Source organism: Planococcus alkaliphilus (genome assembly GCF_057031095.1).
Window position 1 is genome coordinate 1,810,149 of the sequence record NZ_CM168060.1, and the last position, 20,186, is coordinate 1,830,334.

15 protein-coding genes and 1 pseudogene are annotated in these 20,186 nt (G+C 46.2%); 12 read left to right on the top strand and 4 right to left on the bottom strand.

All coding sequences use genetic code 11. The features are described from left to right. Positions 1-70: 70 nt before the first annotated feature. The 6 genes from parE (at position 71) to arsC (ending at position 9,267) form a co-directional block, all read left to right on the top strand. On the top strand, positions 71-2,041 hold the full coding sequence (parE, locus tag AC2EXB_RS09705) for a DNA topoisomerase IV subunit B (protein ID WP_483604667.1): 1,971 nt from the start codon (positions 71-73) through the stop codon (positions 2,039-2,041). After that, the gene (parC, locus tag AC2EXB_RS09710) at positions 2,038-4,467 is read left to right on the top strand and encodes a DNA topoisomerase IV subunit A (protein WP_483604668.1); all 2,430 of its coding nucleotides are present in this window, start codon (positions 2,038-2,040) and stop codon (positions 4,465-4,467) included. Before parE ends, parC begins: the two co-directional genes overlap by 4 nt. Before the next feature lie 322 nt (positions 4,468-4,789). After that, positions 4,790-6,385: a long-chain-fatty-acid--CoA ligase gene (locus AC2EXB_RS09715; RefSeq protein WP_483604669.1), complete on the top strand. Its 1,596-nt coding sequence runs from the start codon at positions 4,790-4,792 to the stop codon at positions 6,383-6,385. Between the two features lie 59 nt (positions 6,386-6,444). Then, complete coding sequence (locus AC2EXB_RS09720) at positions 6,445-7,071, top strand: HAD family hydrolase (RefSeq protein ID WP_483604670.1); 627 nt, start codon at positions 6,445-6,447, stop codon at positions 7,069-7,071. 303 nt (positions 7,072-7,374) lie between these two features. Further along, complete coding sequence (locus tag AC2EXB_RS09725; RefSeq protein ID WP_483604672.1) at positions 7,375-8,811, top strand: DHA2 family efflux MFS transporter permease subunit; 1,437 nt, start codon at positions 7,375-7,377, stop codon at positions 8,809-8,811. Positions 8,812-8,847: 36 nt separating this feature from the next. Then, entirely contained in the window at positions 8,848-9,267 is a 420-nt protein-coding gene (gene arsC / locus AC2EXB_RS09730; RefSeq protein ID WP_483604673.1) for an arsenate reductase (thioredoxin), read from the top strand. Between the two features lie 55 nt (positions 9,268-9,322). Here arsC and AC2EXB_RS09735 read toward each other — a convergent pair whose 3' ends face one another. From AC2EXB_RS09735 to AC2EXB_RS09750, 4 genes are all read right to left on the bottom strand, one after another. Beyond that, a complete protein-coding gene (locus AC2EXB_RS09735; protein WP_483604674.1) occupies positions 9,323-10,645 on the bottom strand; it encodes a CitMHS family transporter in 1,323 nt (440 codons plus the stop codon). Positions 10,646-10,820: 175 nt separating this feature from the next. Then, a complete protein-coding gene (locus AC2EXB_RS09740; protein ID WP_483604676.1) occupies positions 10,821-11,531 on the bottom strand; it encodes a response regulator in 711 nt (236 codons plus the stop codon). Further along, positions 11,528-13,177: an ATP-binding protein gene (locus tag AC2EXB_RS09745; RefSeq protein WP_483604678.1), complete on the bottom strand. Its 1,650-nt coding sequence runs from the start codon at positions 13,175-13,177 to the stop codon at positions 11,528-11,530. The genes AC2EXB_RS09740 and AC2EXB_RS09745 overlap by 4 nt, the downstream gene beginning before the upstream one ends. Positions 13,178-13,343: 166 nt before the next feature. Next, positions 13,344-14,264: an iron-hydroxamate ABC transporter substrate-binding protein gene (locus tag AC2EXB_RS09750; RefSeq protein WP_483604679.1), complete on the bottom strand. Its 921-nt coding sequence runs from the start codon at positions 14,262-14,264 to the stop codon at positions 13,344-13,346. Between the two features lie 292 nt (positions 14,265-14,556). Here AC2EXB_RS09750 and AC2EXB_RS09755 point away from each other — a divergent pair, with 292 nt between their 5' ends. From AC2EXB_RS09755 to AC2EXB_RS09780, 6 genes and pseudogenes are all read left to right on the top strand, one after another. Next, positions 14,557-15,105 (top strand): hypothetical protein, encoded by a 549-nt coding sequence (locus tag AC2EXB_RS09755; RefSeq protein WP_483604681.1) that lies wholly within the window; start codon positions 14,557-14,559, stop codon positions 15,103-15,105. A 100-nt stretch (positions 15,106-15,205) separates the two neighbouring features. Beyond that, positions 15,206-15,721, top strand: a complete 516-nt coding sequence (locus AC2EXB_RS09760) for an N-acetyltransferase family protein (RefSeq protein ID WP_483604683.1) — start codon at positions 15,206-15,208, stop codon at positions 15,719-15,721. A 570-nt stretch (positions 15,722-16,291) separates the two neighbouring features. After that, positions 16,292-16,684 (top strand): hypothetical protein, encoded by a 393-nt coding sequence (locus tag AC2EXB_RS09765; RefSeq protein ID WP_483604684.1) that lies wholly within the window; start codon positions 16,292-16,294, stop codon positions 16,682-16,684. Positions 16,685-16,799: 115 nt separating this feature from the next. Further along, positions 16,800-16,958 (top strand): hypothetical protein, encoded by a 159-nt coding sequence (locus AC2EXB_RS09770; protein WP_235199152.1) that lies wholly within the window; start codon positions 16,800-16,802, stop codon positions 16,956-16,958. Between the two features lie 161 nt (positions 16,959-17,119). Next, positions 17,120-19,577: pseudogene (locus AC2EXB_RS09775) on the top strand (ATP-binding cassette domain-containing protein). Between the two features lie 119 nt (positions 19,578-19,696). Beyond that, on the top strand, positions 19,697-20,086 hold the full coding sequence (locus tag AC2EXB_RS09780; RefSeq protein ID WP_483604686.1) for a VOC family protein: 390 nt from the start codon (positions 19,697-19,699) through the stop codon (positions 20,084-20,086). Positions 20,087-20,186: the final 100 nt, after the last annotated feature.

Sequence of the window (20,186 nt, forward strand, 5' to 3'; positions counted from 1 at the left end):
CAGATAGCACGGTTATCGATACGATTAAAAGAGAGATATGTACGAACAGATGTTTGATGGAGGGAAAGCAATGGCCAAAATTCAAAATACGGCATACAACGAAGAAGCAATCCAAGTACTCGAAGGCTTAGATGCCGTTAGAAAACGCCCGGGTATGTATATCGGTTCTACCGATGCGAGAGGTTTGCACCACCTGGTCTATGAAATCGTCGACAACTCAGTCGATGAAGCATTGGCGGGATTTGGTGAAAAAATAGATGTGACGATCCACGAAGACAATAGTTTAAGTGTCCGGGATTACGGGCGGGGCATGCCGACCGGGATGCACCGAAGCGGAAAACCGACGCCTGAAGTTATTTTAACCGTCTTGCACGCCGGCGGGAAATTCGGGCAAGGCGGCTATAAAACGAGTGGAGGACTCCACGGCGTGGGGGCTTCTGTCGTCAACGCGTTATCCAAATTCCTCGAAGTGACGATTCACCGCGACGGCAAAAAATACCGCCAGCGTTTTGAAAATGGCGGCAAGCCAGTGACGACACTCGAAGAAATCGGCTCGACAAAAGAAACCGGCACTTTGATCCATTTCTTGCCGGATGACACGATTTTCTCATCGACGAAATACAATTATGAAACCTTATGCGAGCGCTTGCGCGAATCCGCCTTTTTATTGAAAGGCTTGAAAATCGAATTAGCGGATAAACGCACCGACGCCCACGACACGTTTTTCTTTGAAACGGGGATCGAAGCGTTTGTCAGCTATTTGAATGAAGAAAAAGATGTTCTGCATCCCGTCGCTTATATCGAAGGGCAACAGGAAGAGATGGAAGTTGAATTCGCTTTTCAATTTAACGACGGCTATTCGGAAACGATTCTGTCATTCGTCAATAATGTACGCACACGCGACGGCGGTACGCACGAAACGGGTGCGAAAGCGGCGATGACCCGCGTATTCAATGACTATGCACGAAAAATCAATTTGCTGAAAGACAAAGACAAGAACTTGGAAGGCTCAGACATCCGGGAAGGGTTAGCGGCGATTGTATCGGTCCGCATTCCGGAAGCATTGCTGCAGTTTGAAGGCCAGACGAAAAGCAAGCTCGGCACAAGTGAAGCCCGCAGCATCGTTGACTCTGTCGTATCACAGAAATTGATGTATTTCCTTGAAGAAAATGCGGAGTTAAGTGCGTCGCTTGTACGAAAAGCCATTCGTGCTTCCCAAGCGCGCCTCGCAGCCCGTAAAGCGCGTGAAGATGCCCGCAACGGCAAAAAACGCAAGAAATCAGATGCGTTATTGTCCGGCAAATTGACGCCGGCACAATCCCGCAACGCTGCTAAAAATGAATTGTACTTGGTCGAAGGAGATTCGGCCGGCGGTTCAGCGAAGCAAGGGCGCGACCGGACCTTCCAGGCGATCTTGCCGCTCCGCGGAAAAGTCGTCAATACCGAAAAAGCGAAATTGGAAGAAATCATGAAAAACGAAGAAATCTCGACGATCATCCACGCCATTGGCGGCGGCGTGTCATCAGACTTCTCGATCGAGGACATCGCCTACAATAAAGTCATCATCATGACCGATGCGGATACGGACGGCGCGCACATTCAAGTGCTGCTGCTGACGTTCTTCTACCGCTACATGAAGCCATTGATCGAAGCGGGCAAAGTGTTTATTGCCTTGCCGCCGCTTTACAAAGTATCGAAAGGCATCGGCAAAAAAGAAGTGGTCGACTACGCCTGGACCGAAGCGGACCTTGAAGCTTCGACCAAGAAAGTCGGCAAAGGCTATATGCTGCAGCGCTATAAAGGGCTAGGCGAGATGAACGCCGACCAATTATGGGAAACGACGATGAATCCGGAAACCCGGACCTTGATCCGCGTGACCATCGAAGACGGCGCGCGCGCTGAACGCAGAATTACGACCTTGATGGGCGATAAAGTAGAACCAAGAAGAAAATGGATTGAAAACAACGTCGACTTCGGCATGGAGGAAGACGCAAATATTCTAGAAAATGATTTGATTCATGCTGAGGAGGAACTTGTATGACACAAACCGAACGTTTCCAAGATTTGCCATTAGAAGAAGTCATCGGCGATCGGTTTGGACGCTATAGTAAATACATCATCCAGGACCGTGCGCTTCCGGATGCCCGGGACGGTTTAAAGCCGGTACAGCGCCGGATTCTTTACGCCATGTACAAAGAAGGCAATACGAACGATAAAGCATTCCGTAAATCGGCTAAAACCGTCGGGAATGTCATCGGCAACTACCATCCACACGGAGACAGTTCGGTCTACGAAGCGATGGTGCGTTTGAGCCAAGACTGGAAAATCCGCCATATGCTCGTAGAGATGCACGGCAACAATGGATCAATGGACGGCGATTCGCCGGCTGCTATGCGTTATACAGAAGCGCGGCTATCCGCGATTTCATCAGAATTGCTGCGTGATATTGACAAGCGGACCGTAGAGTTCATCCCGAACTTTGATGATTCGGACATGGAGCCGACGGTATTGCCATCCCGCTTCCCGAATCTGCTGGTCAACGGTTCGACAGGGATTTCCGCCGGTTACGCAACGGATATCCCCCCGCATGCCTTGCATGAGGTGCTGGACGCTGTATTGATGCGCATGGACAATCCAAAAGCGACTGTTGATGAGTTGATGACGGTCATCCATGGGCCGGATTTCCCGACAGGAGGAATCATCCAAGGGGTCGACGGCATCAAAAAGGCTTACGAAACCGGCAAAGGGAAAATCATTGTCCGTTCAAGAGCTGCCATTGAACCGCTAAAAGGCGGGAAAGAGCAAATTGTCATCACCGAAATTCCATTTGAAGTCAATAAAGCGTCCATGATCAAGAAAATCGACGATCACCGCTTTGACCGTAAACTGGAAGGGATTTCAGAAGTTCGCGACGAGTCTGACAGAACAGGATTGCGCATCGTTATCGAATTGAAAAAAGACGTCGATGCAAACGGTATTTTGAATTACCTTTATAAAAATACCGATTTGCAAGTCAGCTACAACTTCAATATGGTGGCAATCTACAAACGCCGTCCGACAATGATGACGCTGCAGTCGATGCTTGATGCATATATCGACCACCAAAAAGAGATTGTGACGAAGCGCTCGGAATTTGATTTGCAGAAAGCCAATGACCGCATGCATATCGTAGAAGGCCTGATAAAAGCTTTATCCATTCTCGATAAAGTCATCAAAACGATCCGTGCTTCGAAAGACAAGCGCGATGCGAAAAATAATTTAATTGCCTCTTATGCGTTTTCTGAAGCACAGGCAGAAGCCATCGTTTCCTTGCAGTTATATCGTTTGACGAATACCGATATCACGGAATTGAAAGCGGAAGCGGACAGCTTGAAAAAGCTGATTGCTGAATTGACGGGAATCTTGACGAGTGCGACCAAGCTGAAGAACGTCATCAAGAAAGAACTGGCGAATGTCCGCAAGCAATTTGCAGAGCCTCGCCGCTCTTCGATTGAAGAGAAAATCCAGGAAATCACAATTACACGCGAAGTCATGATTCCGAGTGAAGATGTTGTGGTTACCGTAACAAAAGAAGGTTACGTGAAACGCACAAGCACCCGTTCACATGCTGCATCGAATGGCCAGGACTTTGCGATGAAAGACACTGACCACTTGCTGTTTGAAGGCAATCTGAACACTCAAAATACAATTTTACTGTTCACGACAGCTGGCAATTTTGTTTACCAGCCGGTGAATGAGCTGCCGGATATCAAATGGAAAGACTTAGGCCAGCATTTATCAAGCATTGTTCAATTGGAGCCCAATGAATCAATTCTTGCAGCATATCCGTTTGAGAACTTTGATGAAGACGCTTATGTTTTGACCGTTTCGAAAAACGGCTTGGTCAAGCGCTCGGCCTTAAAAGATTACCATGTCCAGCGCTATTCTCGGGCAATCAAAACGATGAACTTGAAAAAAGACGATGCGATGATTTTTGCCGGATTGATGAAAAAGGAAACCGAAATTTTCATCGGAACGAACCAAGCTTACGGTGTGCGATTCCCGATAGAAGAAATTCCGGTTACGGGACTTCGTACAGCTGGCGTCAAAGGCGTTAATTTGAAAGACGGCGACGAAGTCGTATCTGCTATCTTGATCAATCCGGAGGAAAAACAGGATCTGATCTTAGTGACGCAGCGCGGAGCCGCGAAGAAAATGAAGCTTCAGGAATTCGAAGTAGGAAGCCGGGCGAAACGGGGAGTTGTCATGCTCCGCGAGTTGAAGTCGAATCCTCACCGGGTGGTTGCTGTAATGGCAGCGACAGGGAAGGAAGAAGTGCTTCTCGAAACAGCTAAAGGCATACGGATGAACCTTGCAGCCAACAACTTAAAACCGGTTGACCGCTACTCGAATGGATCGTTCATTTTAGATGAGGGGTCGGAAGGAAAAGTCATTGCGGCTTATCGGATCGAAGCAAAAACCGAATAATAGAAGTTTAAAGCATTGCCCTCGGGCAATGCTTTTTTTTGGATTTCAATACCTCATCTTATACATAAGCGATCGCTTATTAGATAAATAAAAAAGTTATGTAAACTAATAAATTTACAGATAAATTAAACTCATAACCATATGCTTATGAGTTTAATAAAATAATTATGTAAACAATATAGGGAGTTTTTCGTTTAACCATTTCATCATCCATGAAATTGTCGGTGAATTCCGACGATTAAATTGACACAGTTTCACAGCAGAAATATACTTGACCTATAACAGTTGTGAAATCTTTGGGAATAAAGGAGGAACGTCTATCATGTTTGCACCTTTAACACCGCTCGATTGGAAGCGCCGGGCGATCAAGTACTATCCGGATAAAACGGCGATCATTGACGAGGACAAGACTTTTACATATAAAGAGTTCGGTAAACGTACGGATCAGCTAGCTTTTGCCTTACATAACGCAGGCATCCAAAAAGGCGACCATGTGGCAGTGATGCTGCCGAATACCCATTATATGCTCGAATGCTTCTACGGCATTTGCCAGCTTGGCGCTGTAATGGTTCCGCTAAATTACCGGCTTACAGCCAAAGATTTGGAATACATCATCCGCCACAGTGATGCACGGATGCTGATTGTCGATGCGGAATTCGGAAAAATCATTGAAGGCATCCAAAAAGAATTGCCGATTGAAAAATACATCGTTGTCGAAGTGGATGGCCACGATTCTCGTATTGACGGAGAAACGTATGAAACGTTCATTTCCTCGTCTGAAAGCGAAGGGCCATTGCCTGAAGTGGAAATCGATGAAAATCAGATGTTGACCTTGAACTATACGAGCGGCACGACTTCAAACCCTAAAGGAGTCATGTTGACGCATCGCAGCAATTATTTGAACGCTGCGAATTTCCTTCATCATTTGAATGTCACGCACGATGATGTCTATCTGCATACCTTGCCGATGTTCCATGCTAACGGCTGGGGCGGCGTATGGGCGCTAACTGCTGCCGGAGGCACCCATGTGTGCCTCCGGAAAGTGGATCCTCCACTAATTTTGGCGCTTTTTGAAAAACATCATATTTCGCTTCTTTGCGGTGCACCGACGGTCATCAATATGTTTGTAAATGAACCGAAGGCGAAACAGGTAAAGATTTCAACCAACCCCCGGATGGCGACAGCTGGAGCTCCTCCGGCTGCAGCGTTGATTGCGAAAGCCCAGCAGATTCTCGGATTGAACATGATGCATGTCTACGGTTTAACCGAGACGTCCCCGTTCATCCTTTACTGTGAGTGGAAAAAGGAATTCGACAGCAAATCGCCGGAAGAACAAGCAGGAATAAAAGCGCGGCAAGGAATTGAACTGGCGTTTAATGGAGAAACAAAAGTCGTCAATCAAGAAGATGGCCGTGAAGTCGCTTGGAACGGCAAAGAACTTGGCGAAATCATCACACGCGGCAATGTCGTCATGAGCGGCTACTACAAAGATCCTGAAAAAACAGCGGAAGCGATCAAAGATGGCTGGTTCTATACGGGTGATCTAGCTGTTACATATCCAGACGGTTATATCGAAATCCAGGACCGCATCAAAGACATGATCATTTCAGGCGGTGAGAACATTTCTTCCACTGAAATCGAAGGCGTGCTTTATCAGCATCCGGATGTAATGGAAGTCGCCGTTATTGCCGTGCCGGATGAAAAATGGGGCGAAGTGCCAAAAGCGATCATTGTGCTGCAGCCGGAAGCAAATGTGACGGAGCAAGACATCATCGACTACACCCGTTCAAAAATGGCACATTTTAAAGCGCCGAAGTCGATTGAGTTCGTCGAAGCGCTGCCAAAGACCGCGACAGGAAAACTGCAAAAATTCCGCCTGCGGGAAATGTATTGGAACAGTTCGAAAAAAGTGAATTGAAGACAAGCTGGAGCAAATTTGCTCCGGTTTTTGTTTTAGAAGGAAAGGATGGATTGTCAGTGGATAGCATCATATTTGATTTGGACGGAACGTTATGGGATTCCCGCGAAACCGTCGCTGCTGCCTGGAATGCCGCAATTGAACAAAACAATTTGGACGCAGAGCCGATTACGGTCGAAGATTTAAAATCGACCATGGGCCTTCAAATGCAAGACATCATGAAGAAACTGTTTCCACAATACGATGAAACGGTAAGGGCTGAATTGATCGAGGCTTGTGGGGAAGTTGAATGCGTTTATTTGAACAAAAGCGGCGGTGAACTTTACCACAGGGTGGAGGAAGTATTGAGCCGGTTGGCAGAAAGCTATCCGCTCTACATCGTCAGCAATTGCCAGGAAGGTTATATCGAAGCATTTCTGGCATTCCATCAATTGGAAGGATATTTTAAGGATTTTGAAAACCCGGGAAGAACCGGTTTATCGAAAGGTGAAAATATTCAGTTGCTGATCGAGCGAAACGGGCTCAAGCAGCCGATTTATATCGGAGATACAGCAGGAGACCAGCAAGCTGCTGAATACGCAGGGATTCCTTTCGTCTATGCAGCTTATGGTTTTGGTGAAGTCCAAAGTTTCGACCGCAAAATTGACCGTTTTGAAAACCTGATGGATATAGCGAAACTAACCTGATTTTTAGCTTCTCTAAATTTTTTTGAAAAAGGAAGGGCTTACATTCGCAGCTCTTCTTTTTTGTTTGCTTTGAATAGGGTAGTATGGAAAAAGAAGAAAAAATGGGGATTGCAGAACATCCTTGGAGTTTGAGGAAGTAACTTTCTTGAACGATGGCCAAAGTATTTTTGGACAACAACTGAATAAAGGCCAGTTCCTTTTGATGGTTGTTGGACAATTCGTAAATAGCCACATCGAACACCAAACATGCTGCATGATCCAAATCGAAACATGTAGATTCACGATTATTGGAGGAAATTATTCATGGCCGAAACAACCGCATTACCGAAACAACCTATTTTCAGAACGACCCCCATCCTAGTTTCATTCCTGATTGCCGGATTTATCGGGCTTTTTAGTGAAACGGCCTTAAATATGGCGTTAGGGGATTTGATGATGCAATTCAACATCAATTCAGCCACCGTTCAGTGGCTGACGACCGGTTACCTGTTAACGCTCGGCATCCTGGTGCCGGTATCAGGTCTATTGCTGCAATGGTTTACAACGCGCAAGCTGTTCATGGCCGCCCTCGGCTTTTCGATCGGAGGGACGTTGCTCGCAGCGCTGGCGCCAACTTTTGAAGTTTTAATGGTAGCCCGTGTTATCCAGGCAATCGGCACCGGCTTATTGTTGCCGCTGATGTTCAATACCATTCTCGTCATCTATCCGGTCCATCGCCGCGGAGCAATCATGGGGCTTATGGGGCTTGTTATCGTATCTGCACCGGCAATCGGGCCGACCATTTCCGGATTATTGATTGAAAACTTGAACTGGCATTGGATTTTCTGGATTTCATTGCCGTTCTTAGTCTTTGCCTTAGTTTTTGGCATTGTCTTCATGCAAAATGTCTCTGAAATCACCAAACCGAAAATCGATGTGGTTTCCATCATTCTCTCGACGATCGGTTTTGGCGGCATCGTCTACGGTTTCAGCAGTGCCGGAGAAGAAGGATGGGGAAGCGCCATTGTCGTGTCGACGTTGCTTGTCGGCGTGGCAGCACTCTTCCTATTCGTGCTGCGGCAGCTGAAAATGGCGCAGCCGATGATCAATATGCGCGTCTTTAAGTTTCCAATGTTCACATTGGGCTTATTGAGCGTCTTCATCGCCTTTATGGTTATTTTGTCAACGAGCATCCTGCTGCCGCTCTACTTGCAGACGGGGCTTGGCTTAGCCGCTTTAATCGCGGGGCTTGTGCTCCTGCCAGGCGGGCTTTTGAACGCATTGATGTCACCGGTGACGGGACGCTTATTTGATAAGTACGGACCGCGCGGACTCGTGACACCCGGATTCATCCTCATGATGATCATGCTTTGGCAATTTACAAACGTTACAACCGAAACGTCCATTTACTGGATCATCGTGCTGCATACATTCTTATTTATCGGCATCTCGATGGTCATGATGCCCGCTCAGACAAATGGCTTGAACCAGTTGCCGCGAAACTTGTATCCGGACGGTACGGCGTTAATGAATACGCTGCAGCAAGTGTCCGGCGCAATCGGTACAGCTGTCGCGATCACGATCATGTCCACATCGCAGGAAAGTTTCCTAAAAGATGCGGCTGAACCGGCAGATCCTTCTTCTATCGCCGCGTCTTTAACAGCAGGCATTCAAAATGCCTTCACATTCGGCTTGATTTTAGCGGCTGTCGGGTTGGTCATTTCATTCTTCATCAAATCCCCGCTCGCTGCGAAAGAGTGAGGTCAGAACCATTTGTTTTTGAAAGGAGTTTTCATTATGGCAAAAAGAACTTTGTATTTCTTATGTACAGGCAATTCTTGCCGCAGCCAGATGGCTGAAGGCTGGGGAAAAGAGATTCTAGGTGAGGACTGGCAAGTGCTAAGTGCGGGAATCGAAGCGCATGGCTTGAATCCAAATGCAGTCAAAGCGATGAATGAAGTCGGAATCGACATTTCTGCTCAAACATCGGATCGGATCGACATGGATATCCTAACTAACGCTGATTTTGTAGTTACTTTATGCGGAGATGCAGCGGATAAATGTCCGGTGACACCGCCGCACGTAAAACGCGCTCATTGGGGATTTGAAGATCCCGCAAAAGCGGAAGGCACAGAACACGAAAAATGGCAGGTTTTCCAAAGCGTCCGCGATGCAATTGGTGAAAGGATCCGTGAGTTTAGCCGGACCGGCAATTGATTGAAGGGCAACTAAAAATACCGCTCCCCGAAAACGGGAGCGGTATTTTTTCTGTTTAAATGACGCCGATCAAGACGGAAATGGCAAGCAAGACGATGCTGAAGCCCCACATGATCAATAGCGAATAGCGGATGTGGCGGCCCATTTCGAGTCCGGCGAGGCCGAGAGCAAGCCAAAGCGCCGGAGAAAAAGGACTGACGAAAGTGCCGATGATATTTCCAATAATCATGGCATAAGCGGTTGAAAGCGATGAAACGCCTGCGCCGGAAGCCACTTGTTCTACTATCGGCAAAAGGGCGAAGTAATAGGCGTCGGTGCTGAGCAATAAGTCGAATGGAACGCCGAAAAATCCGATGATCAGATGCAGGTAGGGCAAGACAAATGCCGGCAGTATTTTTACTAAGTCCGTAGCGATGGAATCTAACATCAACGTGCCATTCAAAATTCCAAGGAATGACCCGGCAGCCAGGATAATCGCTGCCATCAGCAACGCATTCGGTGCATGTGCTTTGATTCGTTCCATCTGGTCTTTCATATTTGGATAGTTAAGCGGCAAGGCCAAACTCACCCCAATCATGAAAGTGAAACCGGCGGGAACGATCCCCCAGACCAAAATGCCGATGATCGCGAGTGCAAGAATGGCGTTGGCCCATAGTAATTTTGGCCGGCGCAGAGAAGCAGCTTTCAAACTTGCTTCATCGTCTGCGTTGTCGATCGGCGAAGCCGCCTCTTTATAAAGTTCTTCGTTGAAATCACCGCGCTTTGCGATCAACCGCTTCTCGCGGATTGCGAGTAATATAGCAAGCCCGACCAACAATAGGAGGCCGATGATTTGTACTTTGATCAATGGGCGCCAGAGATCTGTCACATCGACTCCGAGAACGGCTGCCGTGCGGCCAAGCGGGCCAGCCCATGGCAGCATGTTCATGATGCTCGCTGAGGTACCGACGAGCAAGAGCAATAAGTACGGATTCATCTTCAAGCGTTTATAGAGCGGCAACAAGGCGGGAATCGTGATCAGGAATGTGGAGGCCCCTGAGCCGTCAAGCTGTGCGACTGCGGCGATCAACACCGTTCCGACGGCGACGGCGATGACATTCCCCCGCGATAAAGCAATCATCTTATTGATCAAGGGATCGAATAAGCCGACGTCCTGCATCAAGCCGAAAAATAGGATGGCAAAGATGAACATGATGACCACGCTCATCACGGATTCAATCCCGCTGTTGAAGAAATCGCCGATTTCCGCAAATCCGAAGCCGGCGACAAATGCCGCTACAATAGGTACGAGCACTAATGCCGCAATCGGTGTGATTTTGTTGCTGATCAATAAGCCGACGATCAGAACGATGGTCAATAAACCGATAATACTTAACATGATAATTCCTCCCGTTATGTAAAAAAGTAAATGGAAGGGTAAATGAAAACGCATACAATTCATGCGTTTAGAAAAACCCCTCTGCTAAAGATGCTAGAAATAAACTTAGCACAGAGGGGTTTGAAAAATAAGATTATTCAATTAAGGCATTTAAAGCGCCTTGCGTTCATTTTGTTCATTTTGTCCACGGGATGTATCGCCGTTCAGGACGGCCAATTTCCCCGTAGTTCAACTGGGCTTTCGCATCGCCTGTCGAAACCAAATGTTCGAGGTAGCGGCGTGCAGTCGAACGGCTGACCCCGACCGCTTTGCCGGTTTCCATCGCGTTCACACCAGGGGCAGGGGAAGAGGTTAACACTTCGAGCACGTCAGATAAGGTCAAGGCGTCAATCCCTTTTGGCAAATCTCCTTCTTGAGCGGCTTCCTTAGAAATCCCGCTTTGCTGGCGGCCGAAAAGGCGATCGATGTCGCTTTGTTTCAAATCCGTCTTTGACGCGAAGAACGTTTTTTGATCCCGGTAGCGGAGCAGACTTTCTTGAAAACGGTTAAAGTCCACAGGTTTGATCAAGTAGTCGAAAGTGCCTCCGCGCATCGTTTGTTCAATCGTCCCGGCATCCGTTGCTGCTGAAAGCATAAGAATGTCGACTTTAGGATAGGCGCTGCGGATTTCCCAAAACAAGCTAAGGCCTGAGCGGTCGGGTATGTAGACATCCAGTAACACAAGATCCGGCAAAGGATCCGCCTGCTGCAAAAAAGCGATCGCTTCATCGCCGGTTTTAGCGATGGCCTCTACATGGAAGCCCTCGATTTGATCCACCAATTCCTGGTTAATGCCTGCTACGCGAAAATCGTCTTCAATAATGAGTACATGTATGTTCGGTTTCATCTTTTAGTCGCCTCTTTCGGTATTGAAATTACAAAACAGGTCCCGCCAAGCTCACTTTCTTCCAGATGCAAGTCGCCGCCGGCTCTTTCAACCAACCGATGAGCGGTGTGGAGGCCGTAGCCCCTGTCATTGCCGGCTTTTGTAGAATAGCCTTTGTCAAACAACCGTTCAGCATCTGCATCTGCTAGACCCGGCCCGGAATCGTCGATTTCGAACAGGAGATCGTCGCCGACGTCTGTGAAATACAATGAAATCTGCCGGTTATCGGATGGAGCTGTTTTCACAGCTTCCAATGCATTGTCCAAAAGATTGCCAAGAGCTGATAAAATCGCTTGCTGTTGAGACGCGGTCAGTTCTGTCTCCAATCCGCTTTCCGGTTCAATCGTGATGGCCACATGCTGTTCGTTCGCCTGATGGAATTTGCCGAGCAATAAGCCGCTGATCAACGGATCCTGTACCTTATCCACGAGATGGCGATGCCATTCCTGCTGGGTCTTGCGCTCCAGTTGGATGAATTCCAGGACTTCTTGCTTTTTAGTTAAATGAATAAGCCCGGAAATGGTATAGAGCTTGTTCGAGAATTCGTGGGTCTGGGCCCGCAGCGCTTGTGCATACTGCGTAACTTGAGAAAGTTCTTTCGTCAATTTGTCAATTTCGGTTTTATTGCGGAAAGTGGAAACGGCACCGGCCAATTCACCTTCCACATAAATCGGTCCGGAATTGACGTAAACAGGCGTATTGCCGTACATACGCTCTTTGTCAAAGCGGCTTTCTTCAGACTTCAAAATGGCGGGCAGTTCGGAGTCAGGGAAGGCTTCTGTAATCGGTTCGCCGATCAGCTTTTCTTCCGGCTCTTCGTCACCGAACAGCAAACGCTTGGCCATTTGATTGAGCAATGTGATGCGGCCCGTTCCGTCCACTGCAATGATCCCTTCATGCGTCGACTGCAGAATCGTTTCTTTTTGGAATAAAAGATGGGCGATTTCTTCCGGCTCGAGCCCATATAATAGGCGTTTAATATAAGAAGCGATGCCAAGAGCCGCTAAAAATCCGGCTGAGGCAATCAGCAAAAGCATGAGCCAGAGTTCCTGATTGTAAGCTGCAATAAGGGTCTGAATATCCGTTGCAAGGAAACCGACCGACACGACACCGATGATTTCGCCATCTGCATAAATCGGGACTTTCGCACGCAAGGAACTGCCGAGCGACCCCGTTGCTTCTGATATGTAAGATTTTCCGTAGATCAGTGCTGACCGGTTATCTTCTCCCACCATCTTTTGGCCAATTTTTTCCGGCACCGGATGGGAATAGCGGATTTCTTCCGTGTTGCCGACCACGATAAATTCTGCATCGGTCGCTTTTTGGAGAGGCGAGATGAGCGGTTGGATGACAGAGGCTGGATCGGGTTCATTGAACGCTTCCGCAATTTCGGGATTGAGTGCGACGCTTTCCGCTAAGGCAAGTGCTTGTTCCCCCAGTTGCCCTTTTAAGGTATCGGTGACGAAATAATGAAGGAAGATGCCCATGACTGCCACAACGGTTAAAATCAGGAGAGCGATCAACAAGACCATTCTCATTTTTAAGTTCAACCGATTTCGCGGGGCCTCTGTCCGTTTTTTGTTTCCGGTTTTGGGGAATCGGATCATCCAGTTGTCTCCTTCCTGACTAGTTGCTTTTGCCATGATAGCATAAATGCGGCCCTGTGAAAGGAAGGAAAAGACAGAAAACGCCGGTTGTTGTTCCAAAGAAAAGAAAAAAGCCCCTGGGTGTCGGCACTCGGTTGCAAGTGCTGGAATCCAGGGGCTTTTTAACTTAGTTTCCTAAAAATGATTCTTCAAAGAAAGTCAAAAGCGTCTCTAATGTGATTGGGTCACTGTAAGTAGAGGCTTTCGTGTTGATTTCAAACACTTGGCCGTTTTTCACAGCCGGGATGTTTTTCCATACGTCTGTTTCCATGAAAGAGTTATCGACATCCGGGTTTTTGCTGAGGATGACATAGTCTCCTGCAAATTCCGGAAGGACTTCAGAAGAGAAGGTATAGATGCCTGCTTCAAGTGCCATTTCTTCAACTTTAGAGGGCATTTTCAATTTCATGGCCTGATACAGGATTTCTGTGCCGCGCGCGTAATTGTCGCCGAACACATAAAATTCTTTGTTGCCGCTTTCGATAACCGATACGGTCGCATCTTCACCGATTTCCGCACGGATTTCTTCACCTGCAGCTGCAGCGCGTTCTTGGAAGTCCGCAACCCAATCCGTCGCTTCTTGTTCTTTGTTCAATAATTTACCGATTTCAACTTGCTGATCCAAGTAATCCAGATTGCCCCATGTGTAAGCGACAGTCGGTGCGATTTCGCCGAGCTTGTCCAAGTTTTTCATGTGAGTGCCTGCGATGATCAAATCCGGTTCAAGTTCAATGATTTTTTCTAAGTTATCTTCTGTAACGATTTCCGCATCCGTTAGTTTGTCGGTGAATAGCGGATTGGCATTTGTCCATTCGTCTACTCCGACAATTGTTCCTTCAAGCGCAAGGACGTTTGGTGCATTTGTCAATGCAATGATGCGTTTCGGTTCTTTTGGTACTTCAACCGGGCCTGTTTCAGACTCGTAGGTAACGGTGTCTTTTTCAGTTTCTTTGTCTGCATCTGCTGCAGTTCCCTCGTTTTCTGTATTTCCGCATGCGGCAAGCACAAGCAGTATGAAGAAAAGAAGCGGCAATAATAGCTTTTTCATGTGGTTATTTTCCCCTTTCGATAATCCGTGAAAATGATAATCATTTTCATTTAGATACTTTTAAATCATAAATTGAAAGGCCGTTGCTGTCAATCCCGAATTAAGTGGCAGAAAAGCAACAATCGTGATGAAAACCCAAATTTAAAAGGAAAAGGCTACCGAAAAACCCGGGCTATTGGAAAAGTGGATTGCTATTGTTTGAAAGGCATTCAAGAAGACCGAGAAAGAGTGGTACGCTAATGGCAAGGGAAAATTTTACATAAAGTGTTAGCTAAAGAAAAGAGGGCATGCAATGAAGAAATGGAAGATGGCTTGCGGAGTTTTGGCCGTCCTGGTCGTGTTATTGGCTTTTTTAGTGGGCCGGCAACAACAGCAAGTAGAGAAAGCTTTGATTAGAGAGTATGTGCTTCAGCATGCATCAGTAGAGCAAGCTCTCCAAATCATGATTGAAGAATACGATCAATCCCAAAATGCCCGGAAGCTTGCGGATGATTTGATCTATGCCTACGGCGCATCAGATGAACTGATTGGTTTACCGACAGGTCTCGAAGCGGTGCCGGGCTTTATTTATTTTTCGAATATGGAGTATTTCTACAAAGTACAGGACCAATTTGATTTTTACTTGCCAATCGGCATTAGAGAAATCATAAACGATGCAAGAGACGGAGAGCTGACAGAAAAGTATTACAACAAATTGATTGGCTATCATCAGCTTTTAGAAACATTTAATCAACTCACGCTTTCGGGAAATCTTGAAAAGAAAAATGCGGGAGACTACGAAGAAGAATTCAAGCAGTTTTTCTTAGCGAATGAAGAGAAAATCACGGAACTGATCAATTAATGATCATCAGACCGTTTTAAGAAGACAGAACTTACTCCAATACGGGTTTCTTCATTTTTTTTTACTATAGAAGAAACTCGATTAGGAAAGGAAGATACCGATGCAGATCAGAAGAGCGGAATCAGGTGACGCAAAAGGCATGGCGAAAGTGCACGTCGATAGTTGGCGGACGACGTATAAAGAGATTGTCCCTCAGCATTTTTTGGACGGCATGTCGTATAGCGAAAGGGAAAATCGTTGGAGCAGGCAAATCATGAAGCAGGAAGTTTTTGTGGCCGAAAACGAAAAAGGGACGATAGTCGGCTTTGCGGCTGGCGGAAAAGAACGCAGCGGTGCTTATTTAGAAAACGATGGCGAGTTATATGCGATTTACTTGCTGGAAGAAGTTCAAGGGCAGGGCATCGGAAAAGCGTTGGTAAAACAGGTGGCGCAAAGCTTACTTGATAGGGGATACCATTCAATGCTGGTTTTGGTTCTAGCTGAAAACAGCGCTCGCTATTTTTATGAAACCTTGGGGGCTGTACAGATCCATACGGAACTTGAAACGATTGCGGGAGAACGATATGAAGAAGTGGTTTACGGGTGGAAATCGATAAAACGGTTAAATGAGAAGTGAAATGAAAGCTGAAAGCAAAAAAAAATAAAAAATTTTTTATTTTTTTTTGCTTTCCGAGTATAGCGTTTTCCTTTTATTTTCCAAAACCCTTGAAAGTGGGAATTGAGTTATTTTTACTTTGCGAAGGATCTTGCATTAAATTTAACAGAATGAAACCTTAATTTTTACCGTCGATGATTCTCATTTTTGAAATGAGAATTTCCCCCAAATTTATAAAACAGAACTTGGAGAAGGATTATGAACTATATCGCGAAATAGTTTGAATTATCTAATAATTCATAAAGCTATCAAAAAATAACATTTTTTATTGAAAAGGAGGGGAATAGAAAAATACCGTAAAATTAAGTATTTACAAAAGATATAGGATATTATAGTCTGTTGGTAACGAAATAAAGAAAAAAGAAAGAAGTAACCAATTAAATATATGCTAAAAGATATAGGCAGAAGGATTATATTTTTTTACTAATTAAAGTTTTCTGAATTTGTCGTCATTTCGTTGAATGAACATCCAGAATGAATCTTTAAGAATGAATAATAATTAGGGCAAGCTTTAAGGAAGGAAGGATCGGTATGGTGTGCATCTCTTTTGAAGAAGCAATGGTACAAAAAATCGGTTTATGGATGGGAACAGTTGGAGAGTTACTGGAGGGGTATTACCGGTTTCAAACGAAGCGGATGCTTCAAGGTACGGAACGGCTTTTCTGTTCATTTGAAATCACTCCACTGGCTAAAAGCGGGGAAGCGACCAACAAAGCTAGCGTTTATTTGTTGGCTGATGAGATTTCAGCATTCAGTACGGCGCTTTGGCGGCACCCGATTCCATTTCCGACTAATTTCTCACAAGTACAGACAACGGCTCAGGGCCTGACTTGCATTCAGTTAACGACCACCGAGCCGCCTGAAGACTTTGCAAAGCGGCTGTCACAGGCTCTCAAGCAATTAACCGGCCAAGCGGCCAGTTGACCTTCTTACCGGGATTCCAGATTTTTGTTTAATAAATCCGTCCATTTTAGCCTCAGCCACGGAAATTCAGTATGTGCGCAAGACAATCACTGACCATTATAAGGGGGAAATGAAAATGACGATTATTCAAAGAGAAACAAACGAGATGGAAGAAAACGCAATCAACTACTTGGAGCTTTACTTGAATCACATTGAAGGATACAAAAAATACAAAGAAGAAAAGCGGAAGTCTGAGAAAGAAACTGCATTTTCGAGCATTGACGTGGCTCAATAAGTTAGTAGAACGGTTATATAGATGTTTAACCAAAGCCCCGGCCGTAAAGGTTCGGGGCTTTTTTGCCAGTCTTGATAAGCAAATTTGCAGCAAAATGGTTAAGAAGAACACGAGAAGCAATTGCTGCCGGTAACCCGGCTTAATTGGAGGAGGCTTTTAAGATGACTGAAACCATTCGCATCGTCCGTGCCGTTGAAAATAATTTGAAAGACATTTCTCTAGAAATTCCCAAACAGCAATTTGTCGTGATTACAGGGCCATCCGGCTCCGGCAAGTCGACGCTCGCCATTGACATTTTGCAGCGGGAAAGCCAGCGCCAATACTTTGAAATGAACGGCATGGCAACGAATTTCATCAATAAGCCGAAAGTCGAGTCGATCAAAGGGCTCTCGCCATCCATCGGCATCAACCAGCAAAAAACGACGAACCGAAATCCGCGTTCGACAGTTGGCACGGTCACAGACATGTATACCTATTTGCGTATCATCTATGAAAAACTAGGCAGGCAACCTTGTCCAAATTGCGGTTCTTTCGTCAAAAAGCCTGCGGATCTTCCGGAAGGCAGTGAAACGATGCCATGTGCTGTTTGCGGTTTTGAGATGAAAACCTTAAATAAAGCCCATTTTTCCTTTAACACAGTAGAAGGGGCTTGTGCCAATTGTTCAGGGCTGGGAAAGACGCTTGGAATCAAAGTAGAAGATGTATTCGATGAATCGAAAAGCTTGCGGAATGGGGCGGTGTCATTCTGGTTCGACAACATGGGCATTTACTACGGGCAAGTACTGACTGCGGAAGGCGCATACTACGGAATGGGTTTCGATATCGATTTGCCGCTAAAGGATTATTCTGAAATTCAGCGGGGCCTGCTTTATTACGGCGCAGAAAGCACGGAGTTCAGCCGTCATTTTCCTGATCTTCCGCCTCCGAAAACAGCCGCAAAAGGCCGTTTTGAAGGGTCTTAACCGGGATGTGGCGGCGCTATGCTGAAAAAGAAGGCCAATCCGGAGAATCGGCTTTTTTCTACCAGAAAATTTGTTCCGAATGCGGCGGTGACAAATTAAAAAAAGAAAGCCGGCTCGTCCTTGTTGCCGGCCAATCGATTACAGAAGTGTCGAAATTGCCGCTGGAACAAGTTTTGGATTGGGTAAAACGCATCAAGTCTGACCTTGAAAAGCGGGAAAGCTCCATAGCGGAAAACTTGGTTTTTGAACTCGGCGTGAAATTGGAACGCATTTTGCATGTCGGCCTTGGCTATTTGTCGATGGACCGTACGTCAATGACGTTGTCAGGCGGCGAATCACAGCGGCTGCGTCTTGCAACCGTTCTCGGATCGGATTTAAGCGGGGTGTTGTATATTCTTGACGAACCGACTGCAGGCCTTCACCCAAAAGATACGGAAGGGCTGGTGTCGATCTTAAAGCAGCTTCGGGACCATGGGAATTCGGTTTTGGTCATTGAACATGATGTCGATGTCATGAAAGAAGCAGATTGGATCATTGATATCGGACCGGGAGCCGGCATTAACGGCGGAATAGTTGTTGGGGAAGGTACGCTTTCTTCTTTAGCCACCCAGGCAAGATCTGTGACCGGCGTATATTTGAATGAACCGTACTTCCCGAAAACCGTGCGAAGAGCGGGAACAGGCGAATGCATCACGATTACGGGGGCAGTAAAAAACAATTTGAAGCACATCGATGTTTCGTTTCCGCTTGGCTGTTTTATAGCGGTTACTGGGGTTTCAGGTTCCGGCAAATCAACTTTACTATTTGATCTTCTGGCTTCAAGCGCAGAGGAAAATCACCAGAAAGCGGGCTACGATAAGATTACGGGCATGGAATTTATCCAGCGCATGGTGACGGTCGACCAGTCGGCACTAAGCCGCATGCAACGGTCGAATATTGCGACTTATACGGACATTTATACGGGGCTCCGAAATTTATATGCAAATCTTCCAGCGGCAAAAGAGCAGCAGTTAACAGCAAAGCATTTCTCTTTTAATACAGAAGGCGGCCGCTGCGAACATTGCCAAGGACTCGGATACGTGTTCGTTAATATGCATTTTTTGCCTGACCTCGAAGTCGTTTGTCCGGTATGTTCCGGGAAACGTTTTAAAGTGTAAGTGCTAGCTGTCCATTACGAGGGCCAGTCCATTTCCGATGTCCTGGACCTCAGCATCGAAGAAAGCTTGCCGTTATTTCAAGGCCAGAAGAAAATCGTCTCCACAATCAAGGTATTGCTTGAAGTTGGCCTCGGCTACTTGAAATGGGGGCAGACCTTGACGACCTTATCAGGAGGCGAAGGGCAGCGCTTGAAGCTGGCAAAAGAGCTGAATAAGGCGGTAAAAGGCCCGACGCTTTATATTTTGGATGAACCGTCGTCCGAGCTCCATCCAAATGACGTCAAGCAATTGCTGCTATTGGTCAATAAACTCGTCGACGCCGGCCATACGGTGATCATTGTCGAACACAAGACGGAAATGATCCAAGAATCCGATTGGGTCATTGATATGGAAACAGAGGGAAGTGAGGTGGCGAAGTTGTCGCAACCGGAACACCCGAGCAAATTGCAGCAAATCCAGCTTCATTTACTGGAAATTTCTTAAACGTGCAGTCTCTGTAAATACGGCGGAAAAATGCTAAGAAAGCAATAAATTATCCGTTTTTACGGGGGTTAGACCTTTTAAACTGAAAAAAAGGTGGAATATCGCTTTAATTAAATTGGAAAAAGGAGCGGTTAAAATGGCCAATGAATTTTGGATCAATCTTCCAGTTAAAGACTTGAAAAAGTCACGAGAATTCTTTAAAACGCTCGGTTTTACGATGAATGAGCGCTTTGCTGATAGCGAAGACATGGCAGGACTAGTCGTCGGCGACCATCAAGTGATGGTTATGCTGTTTCCGGAAACGACATTCCAGTCATTTACAGAAAGCCCGGTAGCAGATACGCAGCAAGGCACCGAAGTTTTATTGTCCATATCCATGAACTCGCAGCAAGAGGTCCGTAAAATGACCGAAAAGGCAAAACATGCAGGCGGAAAGGTTTTTGCGGAGCCTGGAGAACGAAACGGCATGTATGGATCCGGATTCAGCGATCTGGATGGACACCGTTGGAATTTATTGATTATGTAAGGATTAAAGTAATTTTGAAGAGCGATGAAAATCCTCAGTGCATCATCAGCTGATTAAAGTTGAACAAATGAATGATGGATTGAGGATTTTTTGGCATTGA

Bases quoted from the DNA above. Each gene is read 5' to 3' on its own strand.
- parE (WP_483604667.1), top strand. From the start codon at position 71: ATGGCCAAAATTCAAAATACGGCATACAACGAAGAAGCAATCCAAGTA.
- parC (WP_483604668.1), top strand. From the start codon at position 2,038: ATGACACAAACCGAACGTTTCCAAGATTTGCCATTAGAAGAAGTCATC.
- AC2EXB_RS09715 (WP_483604669.1), top strand. From the start codon at position 4,790: ATGTTTGCACCTTTAACACCGCTCGATTGGAAGCGCCGGGCGATCAAG.
- AC2EXB_RS09725 (WP_483604672.1), top strand. From the start codon at position 7,375: ATGGCCGAAACAACCGCATTACCGAAACAACCTATTTTCAGAACGACC.
- arsC (WP_483604673.1), top strand. From the start codon at position 8,848: ATGGCAAAAAGAACTTTGTATTTCTTATGTACAGGCAATTCTTGCCGC.
- AC2EXB_RS09735 (WP_483604674.1), bottom strand. From the start codon at position 10,645: ATGTTAAGTATTATCGGTTTATTGACCATCGTTCTGATCGTCGGCTTA.
- AC2EXB_RS09740 (WP_483604676.1), bottom strand. From the start codon at position 11,531: ATGAAACCGAACATACATGTACTCATTATTGAAGACGATTTTCGCGTA.
- AC2EXB_RS09745 (WP_483604678.1), bottom strand. From the start codon at position 13,177: ATGATCCGATTCCCCAAAACCGGAAACAAAAAACGGACAGAGGCCCCG.
- AC2EXB_RS09750 (WP_483604679.1), bottom strand. From the start codon at position 14,264: ATGAAAAAGCTATTATTGCCGCTTCTTTTCTTCATACTGCTTGTGCTT.
- AC2EXB_RS09755 (WP_483604681.1), top strand. From the start codon at position 14,557: ATGAAGAAATGGAAGATGGCTTGCGGAGTTTTGGCCGTCCTGGTCGTG.
- AC2EXB_RS09760 (WP_483604683.1), top strand. From the start codon at position 15,206: ATGCAGATCAGAAGAGCGGAATCAGGTGACGCAAAAGGCATGGCGAAA.
- AC2EXB_RS09765 (WP_483604684.1), top strand. From the start codon at position 16,292: ATGGTGTGCATCTCTTTTGAAGAAGCAATGGTACAAAAAATCGGTTTA.
- AC2EXB_RS09770 (WP_235199152.1), top strand. From the start codon at position 16,800: ATGACGATTATTCAAAGAGAAACAAACGAGATGGAAGAAAACGCAATC.
- AC2EXB_RS09780 (WP_483604686.1), top strand. From the start codon at position 19,697: ATGGCCAATGAATTTTGGATCAATCTTCCAGTTAAAGACTTGAAAAAG.